Origin of the sequence: Singulisphaera chitinilytica (assembly GCF_049331405.1) — a bacterium.
GTDB lineage: Bacteria > Planctomycetota > Planctomycetia > Isosphaerales > Isosphaeraceae > PoT.
The window spans coordinates 8706074-8731032 of sequence record NZ_CP186274.1 but is presented as its reverse complement, the minus strand read 5'-3'; the positions used below and the strand labels follow the sequence as shown (position 1 = coordinate 8731032).

Genomic DNA, 24959 nt, shown 5'->3' with positions numbered 1-24959 from the left:
ACGTGATCGGGGCCATCGGTAGATACACGCGTCTCATGGGGGACCTCGCTCGCTACACGATCAGTCGCGAGCTGGCCTTCCGCGGCAACTTCCTGGTCAAGGTCTCGGTCGAGGTCATCTGGCTCGGGATCTTGCTCGCTTTCTACAGGACCGTCTTCGCCCGGACCAAGATGGTCGCGGGCTGGCCGGAGGAGCAGTACCTCTTCTTCGTCGGCTGCTTCTTCGCGCTCAACGGGATCATCGAGACCTTCTTCCTCGAGAACTGCAACGACTTCGCCGAGCTCGTCAGGACGGGGGACCTCGACTTCCTCCTGCTCCGGCCGATCGACGAGCAGTTCCTGATCACCTGCCGCAAGATCGACTGGGGCACCGCGCCCAACGTCCTCATGGGCATGGCCGTGATGGGGATCTCGCTCTTCCAGATGAACTGGCAGTTCGACCTCGTCCGGGTCCTCGCCTTCCTCGTGACGTTCTTCTGCGGCGTCCTGATCGCGTACTGCTTCATGCTCATGCTCACCGCCCTCTCCGTCTGGATGGTGCGGAACCAGACCCTGATGGAGATGTGGTGGCTCTTCGCCAGCCTCGCCCGCTACCCGAAGGAGATCTTCGCGGGGACCTGGGCCGAGCCCATCGGGTTCTTCTTCACGTTCATCCTGCCGATCCTGCTGGTCGCCAACGTCCCCTCGAACGCCCTCGTGCGGGTCCTGGATCCGGGGATGATCCTCTTCACGGTGGTCGCCACGGTCGTGGTATTCTGGTTGAGTCGGCGGTTCTTCTACTACGCCCTCCGATCCTATCGCAGCGCGAGTAGCTGAGGCGGCCCTCCGACGACAACGATCGCCGGAGGGGCCAGGACCCACCGGCCTCATCAGACGTCCCGTTCGCGAGCGGAATCAGCACCGCGCGCGGACGGGGCGGTGTTTTCATCGACTGGCCCTCACAACGCATCGAAAGACTCGCAAATGAAGCCGGGCCGAGACCTCCTCCGTGCCATGATCGAGGACTGCGGGATTCGCCTCGAGCCGGGGCAGTATGACAAGCTCTGGGAATACCACCGACTCCTCCGCGCCGCGAATGCCGAGCTGAACCTCACGCGGATCCACAACTTCGAGAACATGGTGCTGAAGCACTATGTCGACAGCCTGCTCGTCCTCAGGTTCACCGAGCTCCCCTCCCCCTTGATCGACATGGGCTCGGGCCCCGGCCTGCCCGGGATCCCGCTCAAGATCGCACGCCCCGACGTGGAGATGATCCTGGCCGAGCCCCGAGGCGCCCGCGCGGAGTTCCTCTCCGAGGCCTGCCGACGCCTGGGCCTGGACGGGGTCGAGGTCTACGCCGGCAAGATCGGCCCCAAGGTCCATCGCGCGGCCGCGGGGGTCATCACCCGGGCCGTCGCGACGATCCCCGAGACCCTCGATCGCGTCGTGAACTGCATCAGGCCCGGCGGGCGGATGCTCTTCATGAAGGGGCCCGACTGCGACCTCGAGATCAAGGAGGCCGCACGCGACCAGGCCGAGACCTTCAAGCTCGAGGCCGACCACGCCTACAAGATCCCCGGGACCACGCACGACCGCAGGCTCGTGATCTACGAGCGTTTGGAAGGCCAGAAGACCATGTACGACGCCTCCGGGGTGCCGATCCCCGCCTACACCGGCACGATCCGGGAGGTCGCCAGCGCCTCGAACCCGACGTTCAAGCTGTGCAAGGACCTCCTCGGCGGGCGCGGGATCCGCAAGAACGGGCAGGCGTTGATCGCCGGGGCCCGGCCGATCGCCGAGGTCCTGGAGAAATCCCCCGGCTCGGCCGAGGGTTGGCTCACCGACTCGAAGGGGAATCCGCCCCCTCGCCAGGACCTCCCCTGGATCCGGTTCGCCGACCCCCTCTTCCGCGAGCTGGATATGGCGGGGACGCACACCCCCCTGCTCCTCGTGAAGCTCCCGGAGATGCCCGAGTGGTCGGACGACCTCCCCTGGCCGGCCGGCTGCACGCTCTTCGTCCCCTTCCAGGACCCGGAGAACGTCGGGGCGGTCTTGCGGTCGGCGGCGGCCTTCGGGGCCACGCGAGCCGTCCTGCTCCGCGAGGCGGCCCACCCGTTCCACCCCAAGAGCGCCCGCGCCGCCGGCCCAGCCCTCTTCCAGATCCCGCTGCTGACGGGTCCGTCGATCCAGGACCTGACGACGAGCCGGATTCCCCTCGTCGCGCTCTCGATGGAAGGCCCCGAACTCGGCGAGGCTCCCTTCCCCGAGACCTTCGGCCTGCTCCCCGGCGTCGAGGGCCCCGGCCTGCCCGCCCGCTTTCGCGAAGGGGAACGACGTCGGATCCCGATCCAGATCGGGACCGAGTCCCTCAACGCCGCCACGGCCACCGCGATCGCCCTCTATTCCTGGAGCCAGGAACGCCGCAAACCCTGATGATCAGATGGAACCGTTTGCACGTAGCTTCGGCATGAATGCTCGATTTTCGAGCGGGTCGTCGGGGCTGGCTCATGAGTGAATTGAGTCCAAACCCCTGGAAAATGGCTCCGCGAAGGAATTCAGAGCGTTCGGCACGAGATATGGCAATGCCGGGTGGACTTGCTCCTGTTTAACAGGCAGCCTGTTCCGCGGGCCGGGCGGTTAGGGAGAGCTACCGTTCCGGTCCGTTTTTTTTGCCGTCCGCCCCGGGGATCAATGCCTGCGGGCCTCGCGGACGAGGTGCGGCAACTCTGGCAGGATAATCTTCGTCATCGCCAACTCGACGGCGGCTCGCGACCCGGGCATCACCAGCAGGACGGTCCGGTTCATCAGGCCCCCGACGGCCCGACTCAGCATGCAGGCGGGGCCGATCTCGGCGTAGCTGAGCATGCGGAAGAGCTCGCCGTAGCCGGGGAGCGGCTTGGTGAGGAGCGCGGAGACCGTCTCGAAGGTCTGGTCGCGCGCACTGATGCCGGTGCCGCCGGTGAGCAGGATGGCGTCGACCTCGGGCCTGGCCTCGAAGTCGAGCAGGAACGGCCGCATGCGATCGGGCTCGTCGGGGACGATCGCTCGCTCGACGACCTCGTGCCCCGCCTCTTGAGATAGCGAGACGATCAGGGCCCCCGAGGTGTCCGTTTCGACCGTACGCGTGTCCGAGATCGTCATCACGGCAATTTTTAAGGCCTGTGGCGATTGCGACCGGTGTTCTTGCACCGCTTGACTCATCGTGGCTCTCCTGACTCAACGGGTATGGGCTCGCTAGTTTAACAAATGAGGCGAAGGGCCTACGGGGCCTGTCGACGCGTTGCTCGTCCTTGTAAAATAAGGTTGATGCCAGGTTCCGCGGCTAGGTGTCACCGCTCTCAACGAGCTGGACTGGAGGTCGGGCGCATGACCGGCTTGCTCAGGGTCGATCTTGGCTTGAAGACGCTTCTGAAGTGGGGGGTCGCCTCGGGCCTCCTGCTGTCGGCGACGGTCGACGCCTCCGGGGACCAGATCTCCATCAGGGGCGGCGGGCAGATCAAGGGCAAGGTCCTGTCGGATGCGGCCCATCCCGACCGCGTCTCGGTCATCACCGAGAACGGGAAGGTCCCTCTCAGCTTCCAGAAGAAGCAGATCGTCAACGTCGTGCGCGAGCCGAGCCCCCTGGACGACTACGTCGCCAAACGCAAGAAGGTCGAGGACTCGGCCGACGCCCAGTACGAACTCGGCGCCTGGTGCGAGGAGCACAAGCTGGCCGACCTGGCGACGCTCCACTTCGAGAACGCGCTCAAGAAAGACCCGAACCACGGCCAGGCCCACCAGAAGCTCGGACACGTCCAGTCGGGCGACCGCTGGCTCACGGGTGATGACGTCCTCCAGGCACAGGGGCTCGTGAAGTACAAAGGGAAGTGGGTGACCCCCGAGGAACGCGAGAACCGCGAGACTCAGGTCGCCACCAGCGCCGAGCAGGCGTCTTGGGTCCGCCGGATCCGACTCCTCCGCCAGGCGATCGTCGGCGGGGCATCCGACCGCGCCCGAGAGGCCGAGCAGCAGCTCATGGAGATCCGCGAGCCGATCGCGGTCAAGCCGCTGGTCAAGGTGCTCGGCGAGGACTCGACGCAACTCCGGACCTTGCTCTCCCACGTTTTGGGCGTGATCCCCGGCCCCGAGGCCGCCGCGGCGCTCGTCCACCGGATCCTCGGGGAGGCCGAGTCCGACGTCAGGCACGTCACGCTCTCGGAGCTGGAACGCAGGAGCGAGAACAACGTCATCCCGATGCTGATCAGGGCCCTGGGGTCGAGCAACCCCGAGGTCGTCAACCGCGCGGCCTGGACCCTTTCGAACCTCGACGCGGTGAAGACTGTCCCACATCTCGTCCCGGCCCTGATCACGACCGAGTATCGGATGGTCATGGATAACTCGGGCGGTGGCGGCGGTTCGGGCCCCGGTTTCGGCTCCGTGAATCCAGGAATCCCCTACGGCGCGCCGATCTATACCAACGGGAGCTCGCTGGGCATCCTGACCCCGCCGGTCGTCGGGCCGGGCGTGGTGGCCTACGGGGCCACGCAGGTCCCCTGGGTCAACGCCGCCCCTTCGCTCGCGATGGGGGGCGGGCTCCTGGGTTCGAGGGGGCCGATCCCTCGGATCATGTCGTACTCGTATCAGAATGTCGAGGTCCTTGGTGCTCTCGTCAAGCTCACTGGCCAGGATTTCGGATACGACATCCCGGCCTGGCAGCGCTGGCTCCGGACCGAGTTCCAGCCTGAGCGCGAGCCCGCCCGCAAGGTCAACCAGCCGTAAGTCCGGCCAGGTCCCGACCGGGATCCGAGGCGGCGGCGGTCGAGACGAGGCGGCTCTCGATTACGAGAGTGATCCCCCACTCCCTGGCCATCCTGCGCCCGGAGTTTTCCCCCGGATGTGGCGAGCATGAACGATCAATGGCCTCGAGTCGTGATCCTCGGCGGTGGTTTCGGCGGCCTGACCCTGGCGCAGGAGCTTCGTAACGCTCCCGTCAGGCTGACCATCATCGACCGCCAGAATCATCACCTTTTCCAGCCCCTGCTCTATCAGGTGGCGACGGCCGGCCTGAACCCGAGCGACATCGCCACGCCGATCCGCCGGATCCTGCGCGGGCAGAAGAATGTCGAGGTGATGCTGGCCGAGGCGAAGTCGATCGACCTCGAGTCGAAGACGGTCGTCCTCGCCGACGGGTCGGTGCCGTTCGACTACCTCTTCATCGCGACGGGCGCCACCCACTCGTATTTCGGCCACGATGAATGGGCCCCGTTCGCCCCGGGGCTCAAGAGCATCACGGATGCCCTCGAGATCAGGCGACGGGTCCTCTCCGCCTTCGAGGTCGCCGAGCGCGAGCCCGACGAGGCCAAGCGCCGAGCCTGGCTGAACTTCGTCATCGTCGGCGGCGGGCCGACCGGGGTCGAACTGGCCGGGGCCGTCTCCGAGATCGCCCGCCACGCCTTGGCCCGCGACTTCTACCACATCGACCCCACGCAGGCCCACGTGATCCTGCTGGAGGGCTCGGCGAGGATCCTGCCGACGTATGTCGAGAGCCTCTCGGAGAAGGCGAAGGTCCAGCTCGAGAAGCTCGGGGTCGACGCCAGGACGAGCCAGATGGTCTCATGCATCGACGCCGACGGCGTGACGGTCGGGGACCATCGGATCGAAGCCAAGACGGTCCTCTGGGCGGCGGGTGTCTCGGCGTCGCCGCTGGCTCAGACCCTGAACGTGCCTCTCGACCGGGCCGGCCGAGTGAAGGTGAACCCCGACCTGACGATCCCCGGGCGCGACGACGTCTTCATCGTCGGCGACCTCGCGGCGATCGAGCAGGACGGCAAGCCCGTGCCGGGCGTCGCCCCGGCCGCGATGCAGCAGGGGAAGCACGCGGCCAGGAACCTGCGGAGGGCCCTCAAGGGGCAGGCGTATCTGCCGTTCCGCTACTGGGACAAGGGCTCGCTGGCGACGATCGGTCGCGCGGCGGCCGTGGCCGACCTCGGCAAGGTGAAGCTCTCGGGGCTCCTCGCCTGGCTGGCCTGGCTCTTCATCCACCTTTTCTTCCTGATCGGGTTCCGCAACCGGTTCGTCGTCCTCTTCGAGTGGGCCTGGCTCTACCTGACCTACGACCGAGGCGCCCGCCTCATCACCGGCGCAGCCCGGCAGGATGACCAGCATGTGGCCGAGCCCGAGCCGGCGCTCTCGGGGAGGTCCTCATGAGCGGCGACCCGGCCGCGGAGGAATTCGGCCGCCTTGTCCGCTCGATGCGGCAACGGCTCCAGTCGCTGAACCTCGCCGGGGTGGATCGCATCGCGGTCCCCTTGCCGGGCGAGGCCCCGCCTCGGCCCCTCGCCGAGGCCGTCACCCCGGTCCGTGCGTCGATCCAGGCTCCGGTCCCGGCGAGGGCTCCGGTCCCGGCCCCCACGCCGACGCCGGCCCCCACGCCGACGCCGGTCGCCGCGCCGACGATCACGATGCCGACGCCTCCGGCGACGCCCCCGGCGCGACCCCAGGCCCCTCCGCCGGCTCCGGCGAAGCGCCCCGCGGCGGCCAGCTCGACCTCGTCGCTCTTCGGCATCGTCGAGCCCACCTCGCCCGAGACCCCCGCGGCCGAGCGGCCGGCCTTGCTGGCGACGCTCGCGGCCGAGGTCTCGACCTGCCAGCGCTGCCCGCACCTGGCGGCGTCGAGGACGCAGACGGTCTTCGGCTCGGGGTCGCCGACCGCCCGGCTCATGTTCATCGGCGAGGCCCCCGGCGCCGACGAGGACCGCCAGGGCCTGCCGTTCATCGGCCGCGCGGGGCAGCTACTGACGGATATGATCACCAAGGGGATGGGGCTCGACCGGGCCGACGTCTACATCGCCAACATCCTCAAGTCTCGCCCGCCCGAGAACAGGGACCCCGAGCCGAGGGAGATCGCCAACTGCCTCCCTTATCTGGAGAAGCAGATCGACATCATCCGGCCCGAGTTCCTCTGCCTGCTCGGCCGCATCGCCGCGCAGACGCTCCTTGAGACCGCCCTCTCGATGGGCCGGCTCCGGGGCAAGTGGCACCGCTACCGGGGGATCCTCACCGTCGTCACCTACCACCCGGCCTACCTGCTCCGCAACCCGGCCGCGAAGAAGGACGCGTGGGAGGATCTGCAGATGCTCATGCAGCAGATGGGCATCGTCCCCCCCTCGCGCAAGAAGCTCAGCAAGGACTGAGCCGGGGCGAAGGCCTCAACGTCGCCCTCGCGTGGGACCGAGCGGGGGCGGCACGAGGCCCGCGCGGGCCTTCTGGGGCTTCTGCTTGGAATGCTCGAGCATCTTCGCCGTCATGTCGGTCGGCGGCTGCATGAGCTTCGGAGTCGAAGGCATCCCCTCCTCCACGCCGCCGCCCGAGCAGCCGCTGATCGCGGTCGCCAGGATTCCGAGGCCCATCCAGCGGTTCAAACGACTCATGGATATGGCTTCCCTTTGCTATCGAATGGGGCCGAACGGTTGTTGTACCGGTTGTCGCCGCACATCGAGTGCAATAAGCGGAGGCACACGCCCTTATTGCATTGCGTCGACATGAGGTGAGGGGCGATCCGCCCGAATCGGGAAGGGATCGCCCCCGGATGGCGTGGGTTCATGCGCCGAATCGACGCCTATTACACAGGATCAGAAGGCGTCGGAGCTGATGACCTCGCCATTGGCGCGGGAGCCGAGGGCCCACCATGCCTGGAGGTTCACCGAGTCCTTGATGAATCGGACCGAGCCGTCGCTCATGCCGACGTTCACGCCGCCGGAGTGGTTGCTCGTCGCCGACGAGGCGCTGAACGGCGGGATGGTGATCCACGAGGCCTCGCCCGGGTTCTCGCACGACGGCGTGTTCGGCCCCACGACGTGGTTGTAGCTCGTCAGGCCGAGGTGGAGCGGGTAGCCGACGAACGAGTACTCGCCGATCGTCTGGGCGTTCGGATCGTACGAGGTCGCCGTGATCGACTTGCAGCCGTTCACGAACGACAGGGCCTGTGCGGCGCCGTTGACGGTCGAGGCGGCCGGGGTGATGGAGACCGTCCCGGTGAAGATCGCCCGCTTGGCATTGTTGCCGCCGGGGCCGACGGTCGTGCCCAGCGGCAGGCCGAGTAGACGCTCGCTGAACATCGCGGTGTTCGAGGTCCCGTCGGTGATCGAGGCCAGCCGCACAGGGCTGAGCCTGGTCAGGTACGTGACCTCCAGGTCAACCGTCGGGATGATGAGGCCCGAGTACGGCTGGATGACCGCGGGGCCGCCGTAGTTGCCCACGTAGTTGGCGATGTACATCGACGTGAGGCGCTGGGTCTGGCTCTCGGACGGGCAGACCCAGAGGCCGAGCTGGGTGTTGTAGGCCGTGCTGTTGGCGCCGTTCCAGGGGGAGACGCTGTAGTTGATTGAGTTGAAGATGGGCTGCTGCTCGAGCTGCGGCAGCAGGGCCGAGTACCAGCTAAATCCCCAGTTGTCGAGCCCGTCGACGCCGTCCGGCATGCACTGCGCGGGGAAGACGTCGTTCACCGAGATGTAATTGTGCGAGGCGAGTCCGAGTTGCTTGAGGTTGTTGGTGCACTGGGCCCGGCGAGCGGCCTCGCGCGCGGCCTGGACGGCCGGCAGGAGGAGCGCGATCAGGACCGCGATGATGGCGATGACGACCAGCAGTTCAATCAGCGTGAAACCGCGGCGTTTCATTGGGAAGGCTCCTTGAAATGAACGAGGAAAGAGGACCGGCGCGGGGGATTGCTCTCGGACGCCTGAATGCGGCCGGATCCCTACGCAATTACTTGCGCTGATGACAAAGAAACCTGGAAACATCGTCCCGCTTCATGGCTCCGGGCCCGGCTCTCGGAAGGTAGCGTCGTCGCCATCGACTTCGTTCCGGACATCAACCGAATCTTCATGATTTTTATTGTTCACAACATCGTATCTGGTTATCGGTGCGCATGCCGGAGCCATTTCGCGAAGACCTCGCGGGTCGAAGTGCTTACGCAAGGCTCGAGGATGGGTGTCTCTGCGGGTTCGAAAGTCCTCGACTCCGGGCCGCGGGCGTGGCGCGGCCGTGGGCGTCCTCGACGCTTTTCGCGGGATACGGCGGAAGGACTTCCCGTTCGGCGGAGGGGGACGCCAGTCGGGGGTCGAACCGATCAGAGGAGATCCGAGATCTCATTCCCGGGTGGGTCGTCACCGCGGTCGCGAGTGACTCCTGGCTCTAGACAATTCCATGGGCCGTCTGCCGACAAACACACTTCACTATTGCACCGGCACGCGAGTGGAGTTCGGGAGGTATTGGAGAGAGGACCTGGCCCAGGTCCTCTCGCGTACGTCTGACGCATCACACTCCATTCACGGTGAATGCGCTAGGCGTGACAGCATCTCGTTCGTTGATCGGAATCCTTGCCAGGAACCCTCGCCCCTCTGGATGGATGTTCGGCATGAAATGGCATCTGGACGACTGCAGGAGAGCCGGGGTCGATGGGTGGCGTCGTTCAAGAAGGTCGAGACGTGGGGATTCGTGATTGCGTCCTTGTGCGCGATGAGGGCGTCGCACCCCGCCTGTCCGCCCCGTCGCGAGAAACCTGGCGGCGGATCCGTCCGCGGGACTCGAGGCTCAGGCGATGAGGTCGCCGACTTCCTGGCGGAGCCTGAGCAGGACGCGCGACTTGGCCTTGCGGACGGCGACGGCCGAGACGCCGAACTGGGCGGCGACGTCGTTGGGGACCTTGTCCTCGACGACGGTGAGCCAGAACATCTGCCAGGTGCGGTCCTCGAACTCGCCGCGGACGAGCTCCAGGGCGCGTCGGTAGAGCCCCTGGATCTGGGCCTGCGAGTCCTCGTCGGGGAGGTCGGGGCGGGGGTCGGCGAGTTCCTCGAGGCGGAGGAAGGCCTCGGTGCCCCCCGGGGCGCTCGGGTGCCGCCCCTTGCGGCGGAAGTGGAGGGCGAGGGCGTTGCGGGTGATGACCCGGAGCCAGCCGCGGAAGGTGTCGCCCGGCCGATCGCGCTGGAAGTCGGGGAGGCCGGCCATCGCCGAGCGGCAGACCTCCTGGATCACGTCGTCGGCGTCGGAGGACTGGAGCCCCGCCCGCGCGCACCAGTATCGTAGCATGGGGGTGTAGAGGTCGATCAGGCGCGTCCAGGCGTCGGCCTCGTTGGCGCGGACCCGCTCCAGCAGCGTGAGCGAGGTCTGGCGGACTTCGGGGCGGGACTCCCCCATGCAAGGCTCCTCGGGGCGGGGCGTCGAAGGCGTCGGCGTCTCGTGCTCCGAAAGTCGTTTCACGAGACGCGCATTAATCATACGAAGGCGATGGCGGTCGCAATATCCCGGAGGACGCGAGACCATGCCAGGACCGGACTGCCCTTCCCAGGACGACCTGGCCGCATTCAACCTCGGCGTCCTGCCCGAGGATTCGCTGGAGCGGATCGCCGAGCACGTCGAGGGCTGCCCGGGCTGCGAGGCCGTCCTCGAGGCGCTCGACCGCGCCCCGGACCCGGTCGTGCTCTCGCTGCGGACACTCTCGGGGGTCGCGGTCGAGGGGGGGCCTTCGCAGGCCGCGACCCTGGTCGCACCGTCGCAGGTCGGCGATTACGAGATCCTCGCGGAGCTCGGTCGCGGGGGCATGGGGATCGTCTTCAAGGCCTGGCACGCGCAGCTCCAGCGGGTCGTCGCGCTCAAGATGCTCCTCAGCGGCGAGTTCGCCCGCGACGAGTACCGGTCGCGGTTCCGGGCCGAGGCGGAGTCGGTCGCCCGCCTCCAGCATCCCAATATTATCCAGATTTTCGACATCGGCGAATGGCGGGCGTCGGAGCTGAGCCCCCCGGTCCCCTACTTCACCCTCGAATTCGTGGACGGCGGGAGCCTGAGCCAGCAGCTCGCCGACCGCCCCTGGACGGCCGCGAAGTCGGCCCACGCCGTCTCGACCCTGGCCAGGGCCGTCCACCACGCGCACGGCCAGGGGATCGTCCATCGCGACCTGAAGCCCTCCAACGTGCTGATCACGGCCGACGGCCGGCTCAAGCTCTGCGACTTCGGCGTGGCCAAGCAGCTCACGGGGACCGACCTCAAGACGCTCAACGGCCTGCTCGTGGGCACGCCCGAATACATGGCCCCCGAGCAGGCCGACGGCCGCGGGGAGCAGGCCGGTCCCGCGGCCGACGTCTACGCGCTCGGTGCGATCCTCTACACGACGCTGACCGGCAGGCCCCCCTTCCAGTCGGCCTCGCTGCTCGACCTCCTGGAGCAGGTCAGGAGCCGGGAGCCGATGCCACCGCGGAGGTTGCAGCCGGCCGTCCCCCGCGACCTCGAGACGATCTGCCTGAAATGCTTGAACAAGGACCCGAGGAGACGCTACGGTAGCGCCCTCCTGCTGGCCGAGGACCTCGAGCGGTACCAAGGGGGCCTGCCGATCCTCGCCCGCCCGGTCGGACCCCTCGAGATGAGCTGGAAGTGGACGCGACGCCGCCCCGCCGTGGCCGCACTCTCGGCCGCGGTCCTGATCGTGAGCGTCCTGGCCTTCGTGCTGGTCCTCTGGCAATGGCAGCGGGCCGAGGGCAAGGCCGAGTCGGAGGCGAAGGCCAGGCAGATGGCCCAGCAGGCGCGCCGGAAGGCCGTCGAGGAGCAGGCTGAGCTGGCCCTGAACCAGGGGCTCACCCTCTGCGACCAGGGGGAGGTCGGGCACGGCCTCCTCTGGCTCGTCCGCAGCCTGGCGCTCGCGACCGAGGCCGACACGAAGAGCCTCGACCGCGCGATCCGGGTGAACCTGGCCGAGTGGCGTTCCCAGCTCGGCCGGGCCAGGTCCCGCGTCCGCCACGGCATCCCGATCCTGGACCTGGCCATCAGCCCCGACGGCAAGACCCTGGTCTCCGTCGGGAAGGGGAACGGGATCCGGACCTGGGACGTCGCCTCCGCGAGCGGGACAGGGACGCCGATGATCCCCCCCGACTTCGGAACGAGCCGCTGGATCGAGCGCGTGGCCTTCCCGCCGAGGATCAGCCGGATCTTCGTCACGGCCGACGAGGAAGGGCGTGTCACCTCCTGGGACGTCACCGGGCGGCTGCCCGTCGGCAAGCCGTTCCTCCACCCCCCCGGCCATGTGATCTGGGGCATGGCGTTCACGCCCGACGGCAAGAGGCTCGTGACCTGCTGCGACGACGGCATCGCGAGGGTCTGGGACTTCAACACCCGTCAGCTCATGGGACAGCCGCTCGCGCACAGCGACGTGGTCGGCTTCTACACGCTCTCCCTCAGCCCTGATGGGCGTAAGCTGGTGACGGGAGGTCGCGACGGGCGGGCGGTGCTCTGGGACCTCGACACCGGCAAGGCCATCGGTGCCCCGCTCGTGCACAATGCGCCGGTCTCGGCCCTCGCCTTCTGCGCCGACGGGGAGCGGATCGTGACGGGGACCCGCGACGGCAAGCTCCACGTCTGGTCCCCGGGCAAGGGGAGGGTCGCCGACCTGACGCCTCAGGGCACGAGCATCATGAGCCTGGCGACGTCGCCCGACGGCCGGATCTTCGCCACGGGGACGGCCTGGGGCGTCGTCCGGCTCTGGGACGCCGCCCAGCTCGGGCAGGTCGGACCGACCTTCAAGTTCGCGAGCGCCGCGACCGCCCTGGCGTTCCTGCCCGACGGCAAAGGGCTGGCGGTCGGCCTGGATGACGGCTCGATCGAGATCTGGGACATCCCCACGCCCCAGTCGATCGGGGCCCCCCTCGCGATGAACAGCCCCATCCACAGCGTCTTCTTCGGCGGCGACGGCTCGAGCCTCCTCGCCTGCGGCGCGGACGGCGCCCGCTGGTGGAACGTGGATACCGGGCGCGAGCAAGGCCCCTTGATGCACAGCTCCCGGCTCGAGCCCGACGGGACCGTCAAGAGCTCCGACGGCCGCAGGACGTACGACGTGGTCGACATGACGGAGGGGGCCTCGCTCGCCGCCGATCGCCGGAGCCTGGCCCTCGCCCGGTGGTCGGGGGACGAGGGGCGGGTCCGGGGCCGGGTCGAGGTCTGGGACGCCCAGGCCCGCGAGCGTCAGCGAGTCTCCGAGGAGCTGCCATCCCCCGTCCTGGGGGCCGTCTACAGCCCCGACGGCAAGTGGCTCCTGACCTGGGAGGCGAAGCCGAAGACCGCCCTGCTCTGGAACGCCGAAACCCTGCGCGACCCGAAGCCGGTCCTGCGCTCGCTCGACCTCCCGATCCAGCAGGCGGCCTTCACCAGGGACGGCAAGGCCCTGCTCCTGGCCAATCGCGACCTGAACGCCAGGATCTGGGATCCGATCGGCGACCACGAGATCGGCCTCGAGACCCCCTTGCGGCACGGCTATCCCGTGACGGCCGTGGCCTACGACGCCCCGGGGAAGAGGATGGCGACAGGCTGCCAGGACGGCTCCGTGCGCATCTGGGACGCCGCGACGGGCAAGCTCTCGCAGGACATCCGAGGGAGCGCGGGGGAGGTCGTCGGCCTGGCGTTCAGCCCCGACGGCTCGATGCTGCTCACCGCCAGCCACGACGGCACCGCGAGGTTCTGGGACCCGGAGTCGGGCCGGCAGCTCGGCCCCCCGCTCCGGCACACCGACGCGGTGCTCTGCGTGGCCTTCGCCCCGGACGGCAAGAGTGTGGCGACGGGCACGAAGGAAGGGTTCGCCAGGCGTTGGCGAGTCCCCGCCTCCCCCGACGAGGGGAGTGTCGCCGAGATCAGGAACTGGGTCGAGGAGCAGACGGGGCTCCAACTCGACGAGTTGGGGGCCGTGCGCCCGCTCTCCCGCCTCGACCCGAAGGCCCCGCGCTGAGCCGGGGCCTTTCGCAGCAACACCAGGGATGCATCGAGCCTCATGATACCCCGACCCACGCTCTGGGCCATGGCCGCGGGATGCGGCCTCGCCGTCGCCAATAATTACTACGCGCAGCCGCTCCTCGCCGCGATGGGACGCGAATTCGACGTCCCCGACCGCCGGATGGGGCTCATCAGCATGGCCTCGCAGGTGGGCTATGCCGCGGGGCTCCTGCTCTTCGTCCCGCTCGGGGATTTGCGCGAACGGCGGTCGCAGATCCTGACGATGCTCGGGGCCGTGACCGTCGCCCTGGTCGCGGTGGCCCTCTCGCCGAACTTCACCTGGCTGGTCCTGGCCAACCTGGCGGTCGGGATCACGACGATCGCGCCGCAGCTCCTCATCCCGTTCGCCGCGACGCTCGCCCCTCCCGCCGAGCGCGGCCGGGTCGTCGGCTTCGTGATGAGCGGCCTGCTCATCGGGATCCTCTGCGCCAGGACGGTCAGCGGCTACGTCGGAGACACCCTCGGCTGGCGGGCGATGTACTGGATCGCCGCCGGTCAGATGGTCGTGCTCGCGATCACCTTGCGGGTGCTCTTGCCGAGGTCGGTCCCCGAGCCGACGGGGCTCACCTACGGGGCCCTGCTCCGGTCGCTGGTGGACCTCCTCCGCTCCGAGTCGATCCTGCGACAGTCGTGCACCTTCGGGGCGCTGAGCTTCGCGGCCTTCAGCGCCTTCTGGACCACGCTGACGTTCTACCTCTCCGGCCCCCCCTGGGGTTACTCGAGCCGGGCCATCGGCCTCTTCGGGCTCGTGGGGGTCGTCGGTGCGCTCGTGGCCCCGGTGGTGGGACGGCTCGGCGACAAGGGGACGCCGACGACGACGATCGGGCTCGGGTTCCTCTGCATCCTCCTCTCGTACCTCTGCTTCTACGCGTTCGGCCTGACGCTCGCCGGGATGGTCGTCGGGGTCATCTTGCTCGACCTCGGCGCGCAGGCCTGCCACATCTCGAACCAGTCGCGGATCTACGCGATCCGCCCCGAGGCCAGGAGCCGTCTCAACACCGTTTATATGGTCACCTACTTCGTCGGCGGTGCGGTCGGCTCGTTCGCGGGGGCGTATGCCTGGAGCGTCGGCGGCTGGCCGGGGGTCTGCCTGGTCGGGTCGGTGCTGCCGATCCTGGGAATCGTCCTCTTCTTCCTGATCGCGCCGAGACGTCCGGTCGCGGTCCGCTAGGGGGGAGTGAACGGCGGTGGTTCGGCCCCCGCTCCAGTCGAGTGGGCGGGTTGACCGCCGCCTCGATTCCGACATAGCATGGATGTCGAGCTCGCGCGGTGCGATATCCCCTTGGCCCCGCGCCAGGCCTCTCCCTGGCCGCCGTCGCCGCGAACGAGTCATGCCGAACGCGGCCCGCCCGTCATTGATTCATTCGCTGACGCCCGATCTCTGTTCCGATCCGACGCGGAGGATGATCGGTATGCCCGATCTCGCCGAATCCGTAGTCAAGCACGCCGACGGGGTGCCCTCGTCGCTCGTCGAGGCCCACCTGCGCCGGATGCCTCGGGCCTATCTCGAGCGTCACGCCCCGGAGGAGATCGGCCGGCACCTGCGACTCCTCGCGCAGTTGGACGAGGATCGCCCCGTCGACGTGGACGTGAGACCCATCGACGTATCGTCATACGAGGTCTGCGTCGTCGGGTTCGACCGCACCGGGATCCTCGCCGCAATCACCACGGCGCTCGCCACCGACGAGTGCAATGTCCTCGACCTGCAGCTCGGGACTTACAGCCCCGTAGTCCCTGGCTCTGATCCCGACGGGGAGGCCTCGCGGTTCGTGGACATCCTGCGGGTCTCCCCCTCCGATCGCGGCCGCGGCGGCGATGAACTCGCCCGGAGCCTGCGAGATCGCCTGAGCCTTGCCTTCAAGCACCTGGCCGAAGGGGACATCCTCGGCGCCCGCTCGGCGGCCTCGGAGAGCCCCGGGATGATCCGTGGAGGCTCGCGAGGCCCCTTCTCCGCCGGCTCCCCCTGGGTCGTGAAAGAGGGGATGAGGCTGGGGGACTTCCTGCTCGAGCGCAAGCTCGCCACCGGCGGCATGAGCGAGGTTTACCTCGCCACGCAGGAGAGTCTCAAGCGCAAGGCCGCAGTGAAAGTCGTCTCCTTCGACTCGGCCGGCCCGAAGGCCCTCGAGGCCCGATTTGCGCGAGAAGGGCTGGTCCTCGGCTCGTTCCAGTCGCCGAATATCGTGCCGGTCTTCGCCTCGGGCACATCATCGGCGGCCAACGGCAGCGTCCTGCGCTGGCTGGCGATGGAATATCTGCCGAATGGGGATCTCGCCTCGTGGATCCGCCGCCAGGGGCCGCCGAGCGTCCCGCTCGGCACGCGCTGGCTGCTCCAGTGCCTCCAGGGCTTGCACTATGCCCACCAGCATTCGGTCGTGCATCGCGATCTCAAGCCGCACAACCTGCTGCTGACCGCCGACCTCGACGTGAAGATCAGCGACTTCGGCCTGTTGAAGCAGTCGACCGAGATCGACCCGAGCGTGACCCTCCAGGGCACGATCATGGGGACGCCGCAGTACATCTCGCCCGAGCAGGCGATGGCCGAGGACGCCGACGACCGCTCGGACCTGTACTCCCTCGGCGCCAGCTTCTTCCACCTCTTCAGCGGCCGGCTCCCGTTCGAAGAGCGGAGCGCCACCGCCCTGCTCGTCCGGGTCACGCAGCACGACCCTCCTTCGCTCAACGTCGTCGCGCCGGACATCCCCCGGCCCCTCGCGATCATCCTCGGCCGGCTCATGGCCCGTCGCCCCGAGGAGCGCTATCAGTCGGCCCTCGTCGCCCTCGACGACCTTCGGAGCTATATCGGCCGAGGCCTCCTCTCCACGGCGGTCGAGGACCTGCCCACCCTCGAGCCCCCGTCCGACGACCCGACCGAGGACATGACCGAGATCTTCTTCCCGACCCCCTGAACCGCCTCGTCCTCGCCCGGCTTTCCGGGATCGATGGACACTCCCTCGTTCATCTGCTATCTAGTACAACCGTGCAGGGAGGATCGGGCGGGGAGGCGGGACGTGGCAGCAAGGCGAAGGCCGAGGGCCCCGGGAATCTGCGTCGGGATCGATCTCGCGGGCGTTCCTCATCGCGAGACGGGCGTGGCCGTGTTGCGTGCGGGGCGCCTGGAATTGCTGACGAAGGCCGGGACTGACGAGGAGATCCTCGAGCTCGCGAGGCTGGCCGGGCGCTGGGGGACCGTCGCCGTGAATGCCCCTCTGACCCGCCCCCTCGGTCGCTGCTGCCTCGACGACGACTGCCGATGCCGCGTCGACCCCGGAACGAGGAGCCGCCAGCTCGAACGCGAACTCGGCCGCATGGGCGTCCCCACGCTGGCGACGGCCCTCATCAAGGTCCTCGCGCGTCGAGGTGCCACCATCGCCCAGGCCCTCCGCGCGATCGGCCACGAGCCGTTGGAGGTCTACCCCTTCGCGACCCTCCGCCTCCTGGGCCTCCCCTGGCAAGGCAAGAAGACCCCCGCCGGCCGCCGCAAGATCCACCGAGCCCTCAAGCCTCTCGTCCCCGGCCTGAACCACCCGAAGGCCTCCGAGCACCAGCTCGACGCCGTCATCTGCGCCTTCACCGCCGAGCTCTGGCGCCAGCGCCGGACCCGCGACGTCGGCCTCCTCGAAGAGGGCCTGATGACCATCCCGGATCTGGGTCGTTGAGGTCGTTTCTTCGAGTTTCAGGCCCAGACCGAGCGGTCGAGGGAACGGTAGCCGACGGCCTCGGCGATGTGCTGGGGGAGGATGGCGTCGCTGTCGTCGAGGTCGGCCATGGTCCTGGCGACGCGGAGGACCTTGTCATGGGCCCTGGCCGAGAGGCCGAGTTCTTCCATGGCCCCTTTCAGGAGGCTCTGGGCCTCGGGGCGGAGGTGGCAATACTTGCGGACCTGCCGGGGGTTCATCCGGCCGTTGACGGCGGGCCCCTTAGGGCCGAAGCGCTCGGTCTGTCGACCGCGGGCCTTGAGCACCTGGTCGAGGAACTGCGCGGAGGTCGGCCCCGGCGGGGCCTCGGCGAGCTGCGTGAAGGGGACGGCGGGCACCTCGACATGGAGGTCGATGCGGTCGAGCAGCGGGCCGGAGATCTTGCTGAGATACCTCTCGACCTGCGGCGGGGTGCAGGAGCAGGAGCGTCGCGGGTCGCCTCTGTATCCGCAAGGGCATGGGTTCATCGCGGCGACGAGGACGAAGTCGGCCGGGAACGTCGTGCTGCGGAGGGCCCGGCTGATCGTGACGAGGCCCTCCTCGAGCGGCTGGCGCAACACTTCAAGGGTTTTACGATTGAATTCGGGTAATTCGTCTAAAAATAAAACACCTTTATGTGCGAGGCTGATCTCGCCAGGCTGGGGGACCGAGCCGCCGCCGACAAGCCCCGCGTCGCTGACCGAGTGGTGGGGCGACCGAAACGGGCGGACGGCCATGAGGGGCTCGCCCGGCCGGAGCAGTCCCATCGCGCTATAAATGCGGGTCGTCTCGAGGCTCTCCGAAGGCGTCAGCACGGGCATGATCGTGCCGAGGCGCTTGGCGAGGAGGGTCTTTCCCGTCCCAGGCGGGCCTATCATCAGGACGTTATGTGAACCGGCCGCGGCGATGACGAGGGCTCGCTTGGCGTACTCCTGCCCCTTGACGTCGACGAAGTCCTCCTCGGTGTGCGAGAGCTTGCGGAAGACGTCGCCGAGGTCGATGGCGCTGGGGTCTATGTCGATCTGTCCGGTGAGGAACCCGACGGCCTGGGCGAGGCTCCCGATGGGATACACGGCGATCCCCTCGACGACGGCGGCCTCGGCGGCGTTGGCCTCGGGGACGAGCAGGCCGTCTCGCCCTTCGCTCGCGGCGGTCAGCGCCATCGCGAGCACCCCCTTGATGGGCCGCGTCTCGCCGGTCAGGGCGAGTTCCCCGACCACCGAGAACTGGCCAGGCCGATCGAACGAGACCTGCCCGCTGGCGTTGAGCAATCCCAGCGCGATAGGCAGGTCGAAGCCCCCGGCGTCCTTCTTGAGATCGGCGGGAGCCAGGTTGATGACCACGCGATCGACGGGGCGTTGATACCCCGAGTTGACCAGGGCCCGCTCGACTCGATGCGTGCTCTCGCGGACGGCCGCCTCGGCGAGCCCGACGAGCACCGTCTTGGGCATCGAGGCGTGGGAGACGTCGACCTCCACCTCGACGGGCACCGCATCGATCCCCATCAGCGTATACGACGAGAGCTTGGCGAGCATTGCGGTTCCCCGGCGCCCCGCATTGCCTGAACTCGCGGGGCCATCACTTCGGCGAGCTTTGTCGATGTCGGCATACTCGAAAACAGTCTAGCAGTCAGAAGACTTACGTACACTAGGTTCCCTCGCATTTTTTTGATGAGGCGGTTTGGTCTCGATCCGACCGATGGGGAGCAGCGCGGTGCGACCGGATTTGCGCACCGGGCCGTAGCGATAATCCCGCCTGGGGGAAATCACGAGAATCTGGTACGAAACTGCACAAAGGAGTCGTGTAGTCTCCCACCGGGCCCCGAGATGAGAGGGCTCGGCCCCCCGATACACGTCCAAGGAGGGTTAGCGATGTCGAGACACATCCTCGCCATGGTGGCTGCGCTCGGGTTGTTGGCGGCGTCAACGCAGGTAAAGGGTGATGACCTGGGCAAGCTGCTCGACCGGGCGACGCGGAATGGGATCCGGCAGGCGATCGTGCCTCGGAATTCGGGTCCGCAGCCGGGCAATCCCCGAGGAGCAGCGGTCGATCCCAGGAGGGCCGCGACGGAGAACAGGATTGCGGGCGGCGAGCCGGTGGTGACGAAGACGAGGGACGGCTGGAACCTCGTCGCGCAGCATTTCAGGCCGGTGGGACAGCCGAAAGCCGGCGCAATGCCGGTGATCCTCTGCCACGGGCTGACGTACAACGCCCAGTTCTGGGATCTGGATCCCTCGTGCGGGTTCGCGCAGTACCTCGCGGGGCTGGGGTACGACGTCTGGGCCGTCGACCTGCGCGGTAGCGGCATGAGCCAGAAGTGGGTCTGGCGGCTCGAGGACGCGCCCGAGGTCCTCATCGGCGGGGCCTTGCGGAGGATGTCCCAAGGGAAGCTCGGCACGGCGAGTTATGCGTCGGTCGACCCCAAGTATGCCAACTGGAACATGGATCACCACATCGCCATGGACGTGCCCGCGCTCGTGCAGATGGTCCGCCGTCGCACGGGGGCTCCGGCCGTGGCGTGGGTCGGGCACTCGATGGGGGGGATCGTGGCGCTCGCCTGCCTCGCCCGCTACGAGAACCCGGGGATCGGCTGCCTCGTGACGGTCGGGAGCCAGGTCACCATGCCCGAGGGCCAGGTCGCCCGGCAGTTCCTCACCGAGATGCTCCAGACCCGCAGCAGGCAACTCGCCGGAGAGCTGACCGGCGAACAGATCGTCTCGCAGACGCGGACGAGCGTCTACAACCTCTTCTTCAACGAGCAGAACGTCAGCCCCAAGGTGTACGAGGCCCTCTCCGGCTGGGCGACCGACATCCCGGCGATCGGCCTGATGCAGCAGTACATGCTGCTATCCAACAAAGGCGTGCTCCTGGATGCCAAGGGGCAGTTCAACTACGCCCAGGCGATCGGCAACGTGAAGGTCCCCATCTTCATCAGTTGCGGCCAGCGCGATAATTTCGCGCCCCCTCGCGTGCAGAAATTCCTCTTCGATCACGTCGGCTCGACCGACAAGACGCTGTACATCTTCGGCAGGGCGCAAGGGCTCCCCGTCGACGCCGGCCACGACGACGCCCTCGTCGGCCTGAACTCGAAGGCGACGAGCTACCCCGTCATCGCCCGCTGGCTCGAGGCGCACGTCCAGGCCCAGCCACCGCAGGCTCCCTGAACCTCGAGGCCGAAGATCAGTCGTCCTTCGGCTTCGGCTCCAGGTGGCGTCGCAGGAAGCTCAGCGTGCGGTCGGCGGCGTCGACCGCGTGCGACGTCTCCCAGCGCGAGACGACATGGCCTTCTCCTTCGTAAATGGCGAGCTGGGCGGTCCGGCCGAGGCGCCTCAACGCCACGAACATCATCTCGGCCTGCCCGGCCGGGCAGGCGCGGTCCTCCCGGCCGTGGATGAGGAGGAGGGGCGTCCGGATGCGGTCGGCCCGGTAGTAAGGGGAGTTGTCGATGTAGCGATGCGCGTCGCCCCAGAGTGGTTTGCCCATGCGCCCTTGCCCCCGCTCCAACCATTCCGCGTCGCCGTTCGGCTCGCCTGGCCGCAGGAATCCATACTTGCTGCCGAGGTCATAGGAACCATCGACGGCGACCGCCGCGCGGAAGAGGTTCGTCGTCGAGACCAGTCCGGCCGTGCAATACCCGCCGTACGATTGCCCGGCCAGGGACACTCGATCGATGTCGACATATCCCAATTCCGCGGCCCGATAGACCTGGGGCAAGACGACGTCGCGCAGCTCGTCGAGCGGTCGACCAGGCACTCCAGGGGGCCCGATCGGGGCGTCGACCTGGAGGACCGCGTAACCTCGGCTCGTGAAGATCGGCGCGGGCATTTCGCCCACCTCGCCGCCTCCGAAGTGTCGCATCGAGAGAGACCGATCGTCGCCGCCGTAGACCTCGACGATGGCCGGCAGCCTTTCGCCGCGTTTGGCTCCCGGAGGGAGCAGCACGGCCGTCCGAACAGGCTTGAGCCGGCCATCGTGGAGCGGGACCACGGTCTCGAACGACTCGGCCGTTCCGATATCTCGCCCTTCGAGTCGCGGCTCGATCGTGGTGAGACGACCTTGATCCGAGAAGTCGACGCCGAAGCGGTGGAGGTCCGGCGGCCGGGTCATGCCCTGGACCAAACCGACCAGGAACGAACCATTATGCGGCATCCCCTGGACCTCGACGGTCTCCGAGGCGATTGGAAGGCTCGTCCACGCTCCTGTCTCGAGAACAAGGCGGCGGGCCAGGGTTCTTCCTCCCCTCTCGTCCCTGACGAGGAACGTCGCCGAGCCGGCGACCGGCTGCCAGAGCGAGGCACCGTCGCGGCGAACGACCTGGCCGGGGTGGGAACCCTCGAGGAGGGGGTAGGTTCGGGGGGGCTCGCCATCGAGCGGGATGAGGGCCAAGGCCTCGGGCCGACTTCCATCGGAGATCAGGCCGACGAGGACCTCGCGCCGACCGGGAACGAAGGCGAGGCAGTCGCCGTTGAGCTGTCCCGATTCGGCGGCCAGCGTGACGGCTCTCGGCTCGGTGCCCTTCGCGAGGTCGAGCATCCTGAGCCGTTTGTCGTCGAGGAACAGCAGGGTGTCGTCGGTGGGATGCCAGGCTAGGATCACGCCGGCCCGGCCGAGGTAGTCGCCGAAGTGGCTCTCCCGACCGAGGTAGACCTCGGAGATTTCCTCGACGTGCAGGGGGCGGGTCTCGCCAACCCTGACGACGCCGACGTCGAGGACGTCCCGGGCGGGATTCCCCTCGGTAGGACGTGTCCTCATGCCGGAGACGTACGCGAGGAAGCGGCCGGAAGGAGAATATCTAGCGAACGCAGGGCCCGTCCCTTTCCACTCCGGGGGCTTCGCCGGGAGCAGGACGCGCAAACGTTTCGCGGCGAGGTCGATCTCCGTCAGATCCACGAGCGAGTCGTAAATGCTGTAGGACCTGGGATGCTCCTTCGCGGGAGGGGCCGGCTCGTCTCCAGACGCCAGGACGAGGATGCTCGGCCGAGTCCCGCCCGGTCCGGTCGCGATGTCGCCGCCATTGGGCCTGGGGTCGAGACCGACCTCGGCCGCCGGGAGGGAGGGGACGAGGAGCTTGCGGCCGTCGGGGCTCCAGGTCGGGGGCATGACCGTGGTCAGGTGGTAGTGGAACTTGACCCGCAGGTCGGCCGCGGTCGTCGAGGTGCCCTTCTTCGCGTCGAAGACCCAGGCGCGGAGGGCTCCCTCTTCGTCCGAGTAGTAGGCCAACTTCGAGCCATCGGGCGACCAGGCGGGGGCGAAGCTCGTCGCAAGGTCGGCTCCCACGGGGAGGACCTTCTGCGTGGCGACCTCGACGATGTGGATCCGGCCCCCCTGATAGACGGCGGGGAGCCCCGAGGCGAGCGTCCAGACGTCCTCCCGCCGCTTCATCGGCGTAACGACCGAGTAGGCGACGTGGGAGCCGTCGGGGCTGACCTCGGCCTTCTCGTAGAAGGGGAAGTCCCTGCGGGTGAACGCCAGGTCCAGCGGAAAAGGGTCGGCCCGTCGCGTCGTCGGCTGGTCGGCCCCGATGGCCGGGAGGTCGGAGCCGAGGGCTCCCAGGAGGCAGGCGACCGAGATCGATCCGAGTGCCGTCCGTAGCGACATGGGTTGTGACTCCTGGGCCGTGTGGGAAATCGGCGCGATCCGAGAGGGGGGGGCTTGCCTCCCCCTGCATAATGATCGAGAGCACGGCGGGTCGAGCGACGATTCGCCGAGAGGTGCTCCCCATCGGATCGAATCGGCTGGTTCCCCGGCGCGAGGCCGGGTCGTTCGGACTCTCCGGACTCGAACCACCTCAAGGCCAACAGTCTCGGGCCTTGCCGGTCGTTCCGCAACACATCTGGCGATGAGGCCGCCAGGCCATTGAATGTTGAACAACTCTTGGTCGGGACGGGACCCGCTTCGAATGGCGGATGACCTGCCCCGAGTGCGATCATTGTGCCCGGCCCGACGGGTCATGGGTCGCACGTCGGCGCGTGCGTCGATCCGCGTTGCCGTCCTTGTGCGGAAGATATGAGAGACTGATGCGAGGAGAGCCGCGACGAGGATTCGACGTCGCCCGAGTGCGAGGCGAGGGTGCATGAATCTTCAGCGACATCCCCGGGGCGAAGGCCGACCCCCGGTCGGCCCGCCAAAGCCTTGAGTCTTTTTATCGGATGTCGCTAAGAGGATGGTCGGACGAGAGTTGAGCGAAGTGATCTGGGGCCGAGGACGGGCATTTTCGGCCCGGTGCGAACCTTTGGCCAGTCTTTTGCTTCTGGGTTGTGGCGTGTTCGTTACGAGTCTCAAACGAGGAGAAACGTCCCACGCCAGGAGTGTCCTGAGCTATGCGGAGTGCCCAAAATGGGAACCATCGAAGACCGAAGTTCAAAACTTGAAAATCTGAGTGACATGATGACTCGCCTGGCCGACTCGAGCCTGACGATCGCCGAGGCCGACGGCCTTCGCATGGTCATCCACAGGCTGTTGGACGAACTTGGACATGCGACCGACGCTGCCTCTAAAGCCAACGAAGTCCGCAATCGATTCTGTTTCGCCGTAGCCTGACGGACTTCACGCAATATTCTCGCCGGCTCCACTTGGACTGCATCACCCCTCACTAGCATATCATCATCCCCACCGGTGCCCGACCCGCACCGCAAACACCCGGTACCCGCTCCTGCGAAGGAGCGGGACCGGGACACGTCTTTTATGGGGTTTGCCGATCGCTGTGAGCCGATGCGTCCGCGAAAAACGCGGGCTGATGAGATCAAATCCTCACGCCTCGACATCTTTCGCGGACGAGGTGCGGAACGTCCTCTAAGCCAGGTATCGCGGCTCAGTTCAATAGAACGGCGCGTAATAGCCCCGGTTGTAGTTGAAGCGGTTCCAGTAGTACGGGTTGACGTGGCGCTGAGGGGCGTATCGGTTCCAGCCCCAGCCTCGATATTGCGGGTAGCGATAGCCGCCGTTCCAGCCCCAATTGTAGCCCCGGCCGTATCCCCATCCGCCGTGTCGATAGCCTCCGCCGTAGCCGTGGTGAGAGTGATATCCGCCGTGGTATCCACCGTGGCCGCGAGCCATCGCCACCGAGCCGGGAAGGAACGAGGCCGCCATCACCAGGACGCCCACCGCCGCCGCCCGACGCATCCCACCGAGTTGAAGACTCATCGGAGCCCTCCTTCGTGTGACCCGCCCGTTCCGCCGGCGGTCGAGCCACGCAACCTGACGCAAATTCGCTTCATCGGATGTCGGGAAGGTCTCGCCGGCCTCATCCCCATCCGACAAACTTTGTACGACGTGTCGAATCCGAACGGTTCAAAGCTCTTGGATTTTTTGAGATAACCCCGTCCTCCCTCGACTCGCTCGCTTCCGAACACTTCGGCGATGAACATGTCCGATCGTCGGACCCAATCGAGCGGTTCGACCCCGGCTCATCTCAGGCCCCCGAAGAATCCCTCAAAACACCCGGCTTCATGCCACCGCCTTGGGATCCTCGTCCCCTGCCATTCTCGCACGGAGGATGGGTACGAGGGGTTCTGAGGAGCCT

18 protein-coding genes are annotated in these 24959 nt (G+C 67.6%); 11 read left to right on the top strand and 7 right to left on the bottom strand.

What is annotated here, in order from left to right:
* Positions 1-2: 2 nt before the first annotated feature.
* Both ACOYYX_RS34125 and rsmG read left to right on the top strand, forming a co-directional pair.
* Positions 3-815 carry an ABC transporter permease gene (locus ACOYYX_RS34125; RefSeq protein WP_422927123.1) on the top strand — a complete coding sequence of 271 codons (813 nt, stop codon included), beginning with the start codon at positions 3-5 and terminating at the stop codon, positions 813-815.
* 147 nt (positions 816-962) lie between these two features.
* A complete protein-coding gene (gene rsmG, locus ACOYYX_RS34120; protein ID WP_422927122.1) occupies positions 963-2411 on the top strand; it encodes a 16S rRNA (guanine(527)-N(7))-methyltransferase RsmG in 1449 nt (482 codons plus the stop codon).
* Positions 2412-2666: 255 nt separating this feature from the next.
* On the opposite strand, the gene ACOYYX_RS34115 is transcribed toward rsmG, so the two are convergent.
* Positions 2667-3179, bottom strand: coding sequence for a MogA/MoaB family molybdenum cofactor biosynthesis protein (locus tag ACOYYX_RS34115; RefSeq protein ID WP_422927121.1), 513 nt, complete (start codon positions 3177-3179; stop codon positions 2667-2669).
* A 165-nt stretch (positions 3180-3344) separates the two neighbouring features.
* Here ACOYYX_RS34115 and ACOYYX_RS34110 point away from each other — a divergent pair, with 165 nt between their 5' ends.
* The 3 genes from ACOYYX_RS34110 (at position 3345) to ACOYYX_RS34100 (ending at position 7150) form a co-directional block, all read left to right on the top strand.
* Positions 3345-4736 carry a HEAT repeat domain-containing protein gene (locus ACOYYX_RS34110; RefSeq protein ID WP_422927120.1) on the top strand — a complete coding sequence of 464 codons (1392 nt, stop codon included), beginning with the start codon at positions 3345-3347 and terminating at the stop codon, positions 4734-4736.
* A gap of 126 nt (positions 4737-4862) precedes the next feature.
* Positions 4863-6164: an NAD(P)/FAD-dependent oxidoreductase gene (locus ACOYYX_RS34105; protein WP_422927119.1), complete on the top strand. Its 1302-nt coding sequence runs from the start codon at positions 4863-4865 to the stop codon at positions 6162-6164.
* The gene (locus tag ACOYYX_RS34100; RefSeq protein WP_422927118.1) at positions 6161-7150 is read left to right on the top strand and encodes a uracil-DNA glycosylase; all 990 of its coding nucleotides are present in this window, start codon (positions 6161-6163) and stop codon (positions 7148-7150) included. Before ACOYYX_RS34105 ends, ACOYYX_RS34100 begins: the two co-directional genes overlap by 4 nt.
* Positions 7151-7165: 15 nt before the next feature.
* On the opposite strand, the gene ACOYYX_RS34095 is transcribed toward ACOYYX_RS34100, so the two are convergent.
* The 3 genes from ACOYYX_RS34095 to ACOYYX_RS34085 all read right to left on the bottom strand — a co-directional run bounded on the left by ACOYYX_RS34095 (position 7166) and on the right by ACOYYX_RS34085 (position 10151).
* Positions 7166-7387, bottom strand: a complete 222-nt coding sequence (locus ACOYYX_RS34095) for a hypothetical protein (RefSeq protein WP_422927117.1) — start codon at positions 7385-7387, stop codon at positions 7166-7168.
* A 201-nt stretch (positions 7388-7588) separates the two neighbouring features.
* Positions 7589-8632, bottom strand: coding sequence for a DUF1559 domain-containing protein (locus ACOYYX_RS34090; protein WP_422927116.1), 1044 nt, complete (start codon positions 8630-8632; stop codon positions 7589-7591).
* A 916-nt stretch (positions 8633-9548) separates the two neighbouring features.
* Positions 9549-10151 carry an RNA polymerase sigma factor gene (locus ACOYYX_RS34085; RefSeq protein ID WP_422927115.1) on the bottom strand — a complete coding sequence of 201 codons (603 nt, stop codon included), beginning with the start codon at positions 10149-10151 and terminating at the stop codon, positions 9549-9551.
* Positions 10152-10275: 124 nt separating this feature from the next.
* Between ACOYYX_RS34085 and ACOYYX_RS34080 the strand changes: the two genes are divergently transcribed.
* From ACOYYX_RS34080 to ACOYYX_RS34065, 4 genes are all read left to right on the top strand, one after another.
* Positions 10276-13719, top strand: a complete 3444-nt coding sequence (locus ACOYYX_RS34080) for a WD40 repeat domain-containing serine/threonine protein kinase (protein ID WP_422927114.1) — start codon at positions 10276-10278, stop codon at positions 13717-13719.
* A gap of 42 nt (positions 13720-13761) precedes the next feature.
* The gene (locus ACOYYX_RS34075; RefSeq protein ID WP_422927113.1) at positions 13762-14934 is read left to right on the top strand and encodes an MFS transporter; all 1173 of its coding nucleotides are present in this window, start codon (positions 13762-13764) and stop codon (positions 14932-14934) included.
* A 241-nt stretch (positions 14935-15175) separates the two neighbouring features.
* Positions 15176-16669: a protein kinase domain-containing protein gene (locus ACOYYX_RS34070; RefSeq protein WP_422927112.1), complete on the top strand. Its 1494-nt coding sequence runs from the start codon at positions 15176-15178 to the stop codon at positions 16667-16669.
* 102 nt (positions 16670-16771) lie between these two features.
* Complete coding sequence (locus tag ACOYYX_RS34065) at positions 16772-17419, top strand: DUF429 domain-containing protein (RefSeq protein ID WP_422927111.1); 648 nt, start codon at positions 16772-16774, stop codon at positions 17417-17419.
* Positions 17420-17436: 17 nt separating this feature from the next.
* On the opposite strand, the gene ACOYYX_RS34060 is transcribed toward ACOYYX_RS34065, so the two are convergent.
* Positions 17437-18972 carry a YifB family Mg chelatase-like AAA ATPase gene (locus tag ACOYYX_RS34060; RefSeq protein ID WP_422927110.1) on the bottom strand — a complete coding sequence of 512 codons (1536 nt, stop codon included), beginning with the start codon at positions 18970-18972 and terminating at the stop codon, positions 17437-17439.
* A gap of 336 nt (positions 18973-19308) precedes the next feature.
* Here ACOYYX_RS34060 and ACOYYX_RS34055 point away from each other — a divergent pair, with 336 nt between their 5' ends.
* The gene (locus tag ACOYYX_RS34055) at positions 19309-20601 is read left to right on the top strand and encodes an alpha/beta hydrolase (protein WP_422927109.1); all 1293 of its coding nucleotides are present in this window, start codon (positions 19309-19311) and stop codon (positions 20599-20601) included.
* A 16-nt stretch (positions 20602-20617) separates the two neighbouring features.
* Here the strand turns inward: ACOYYX_RS34055 and ACOYYX_RS34050 are convergent, their stop codons facing one another.
* The gene (locus ACOYYX_RS34050; RefSeq protein WP_422927108.1) at positions 20618-23035 is read right to left on the bottom strand and encodes a S9 family peptidase; all 2418 of its coding nucleotides are present in this window, start codon (positions 23033-23035) and stop codon (positions 20618-20620) included.
* Positions 23036-23773: 738 nt separating this feature from the next.
* On the opposite strand from ACOYYX_RS34050, the gene ACOYYX_RS34045 reads away from it, so the two are divergent.
* Positions 23774-23977 (top strand): hypothetical protein, encoded by a 204-nt coding sequence (locus tag ACOYYX_RS34045; protein WP_422927107.1) that lies wholly within the window; start codon positions 23774-23776, stop codon positions 23975-23977.
* Positions 23978-24253: 276 nt separating this feature from the next.
* Here the strand turns inward: ACOYYX_RS34045 and ACOYYX_RS34040 are convergent, their stop codons facing one another.
* Positions 24254-24580 carry a hypothetical protein gene (locus ACOYYX_RS34040; RefSeq protein WP_422927106.1) on the bottom strand — a complete coding sequence of 109 codons (327 nt, stop codon included), beginning with the start codon at positions 24578-24580 and terminating at the stop codon, positions 24254-24256.
* Positions 24581-24959: the final 379 nt, after the last annotated feature.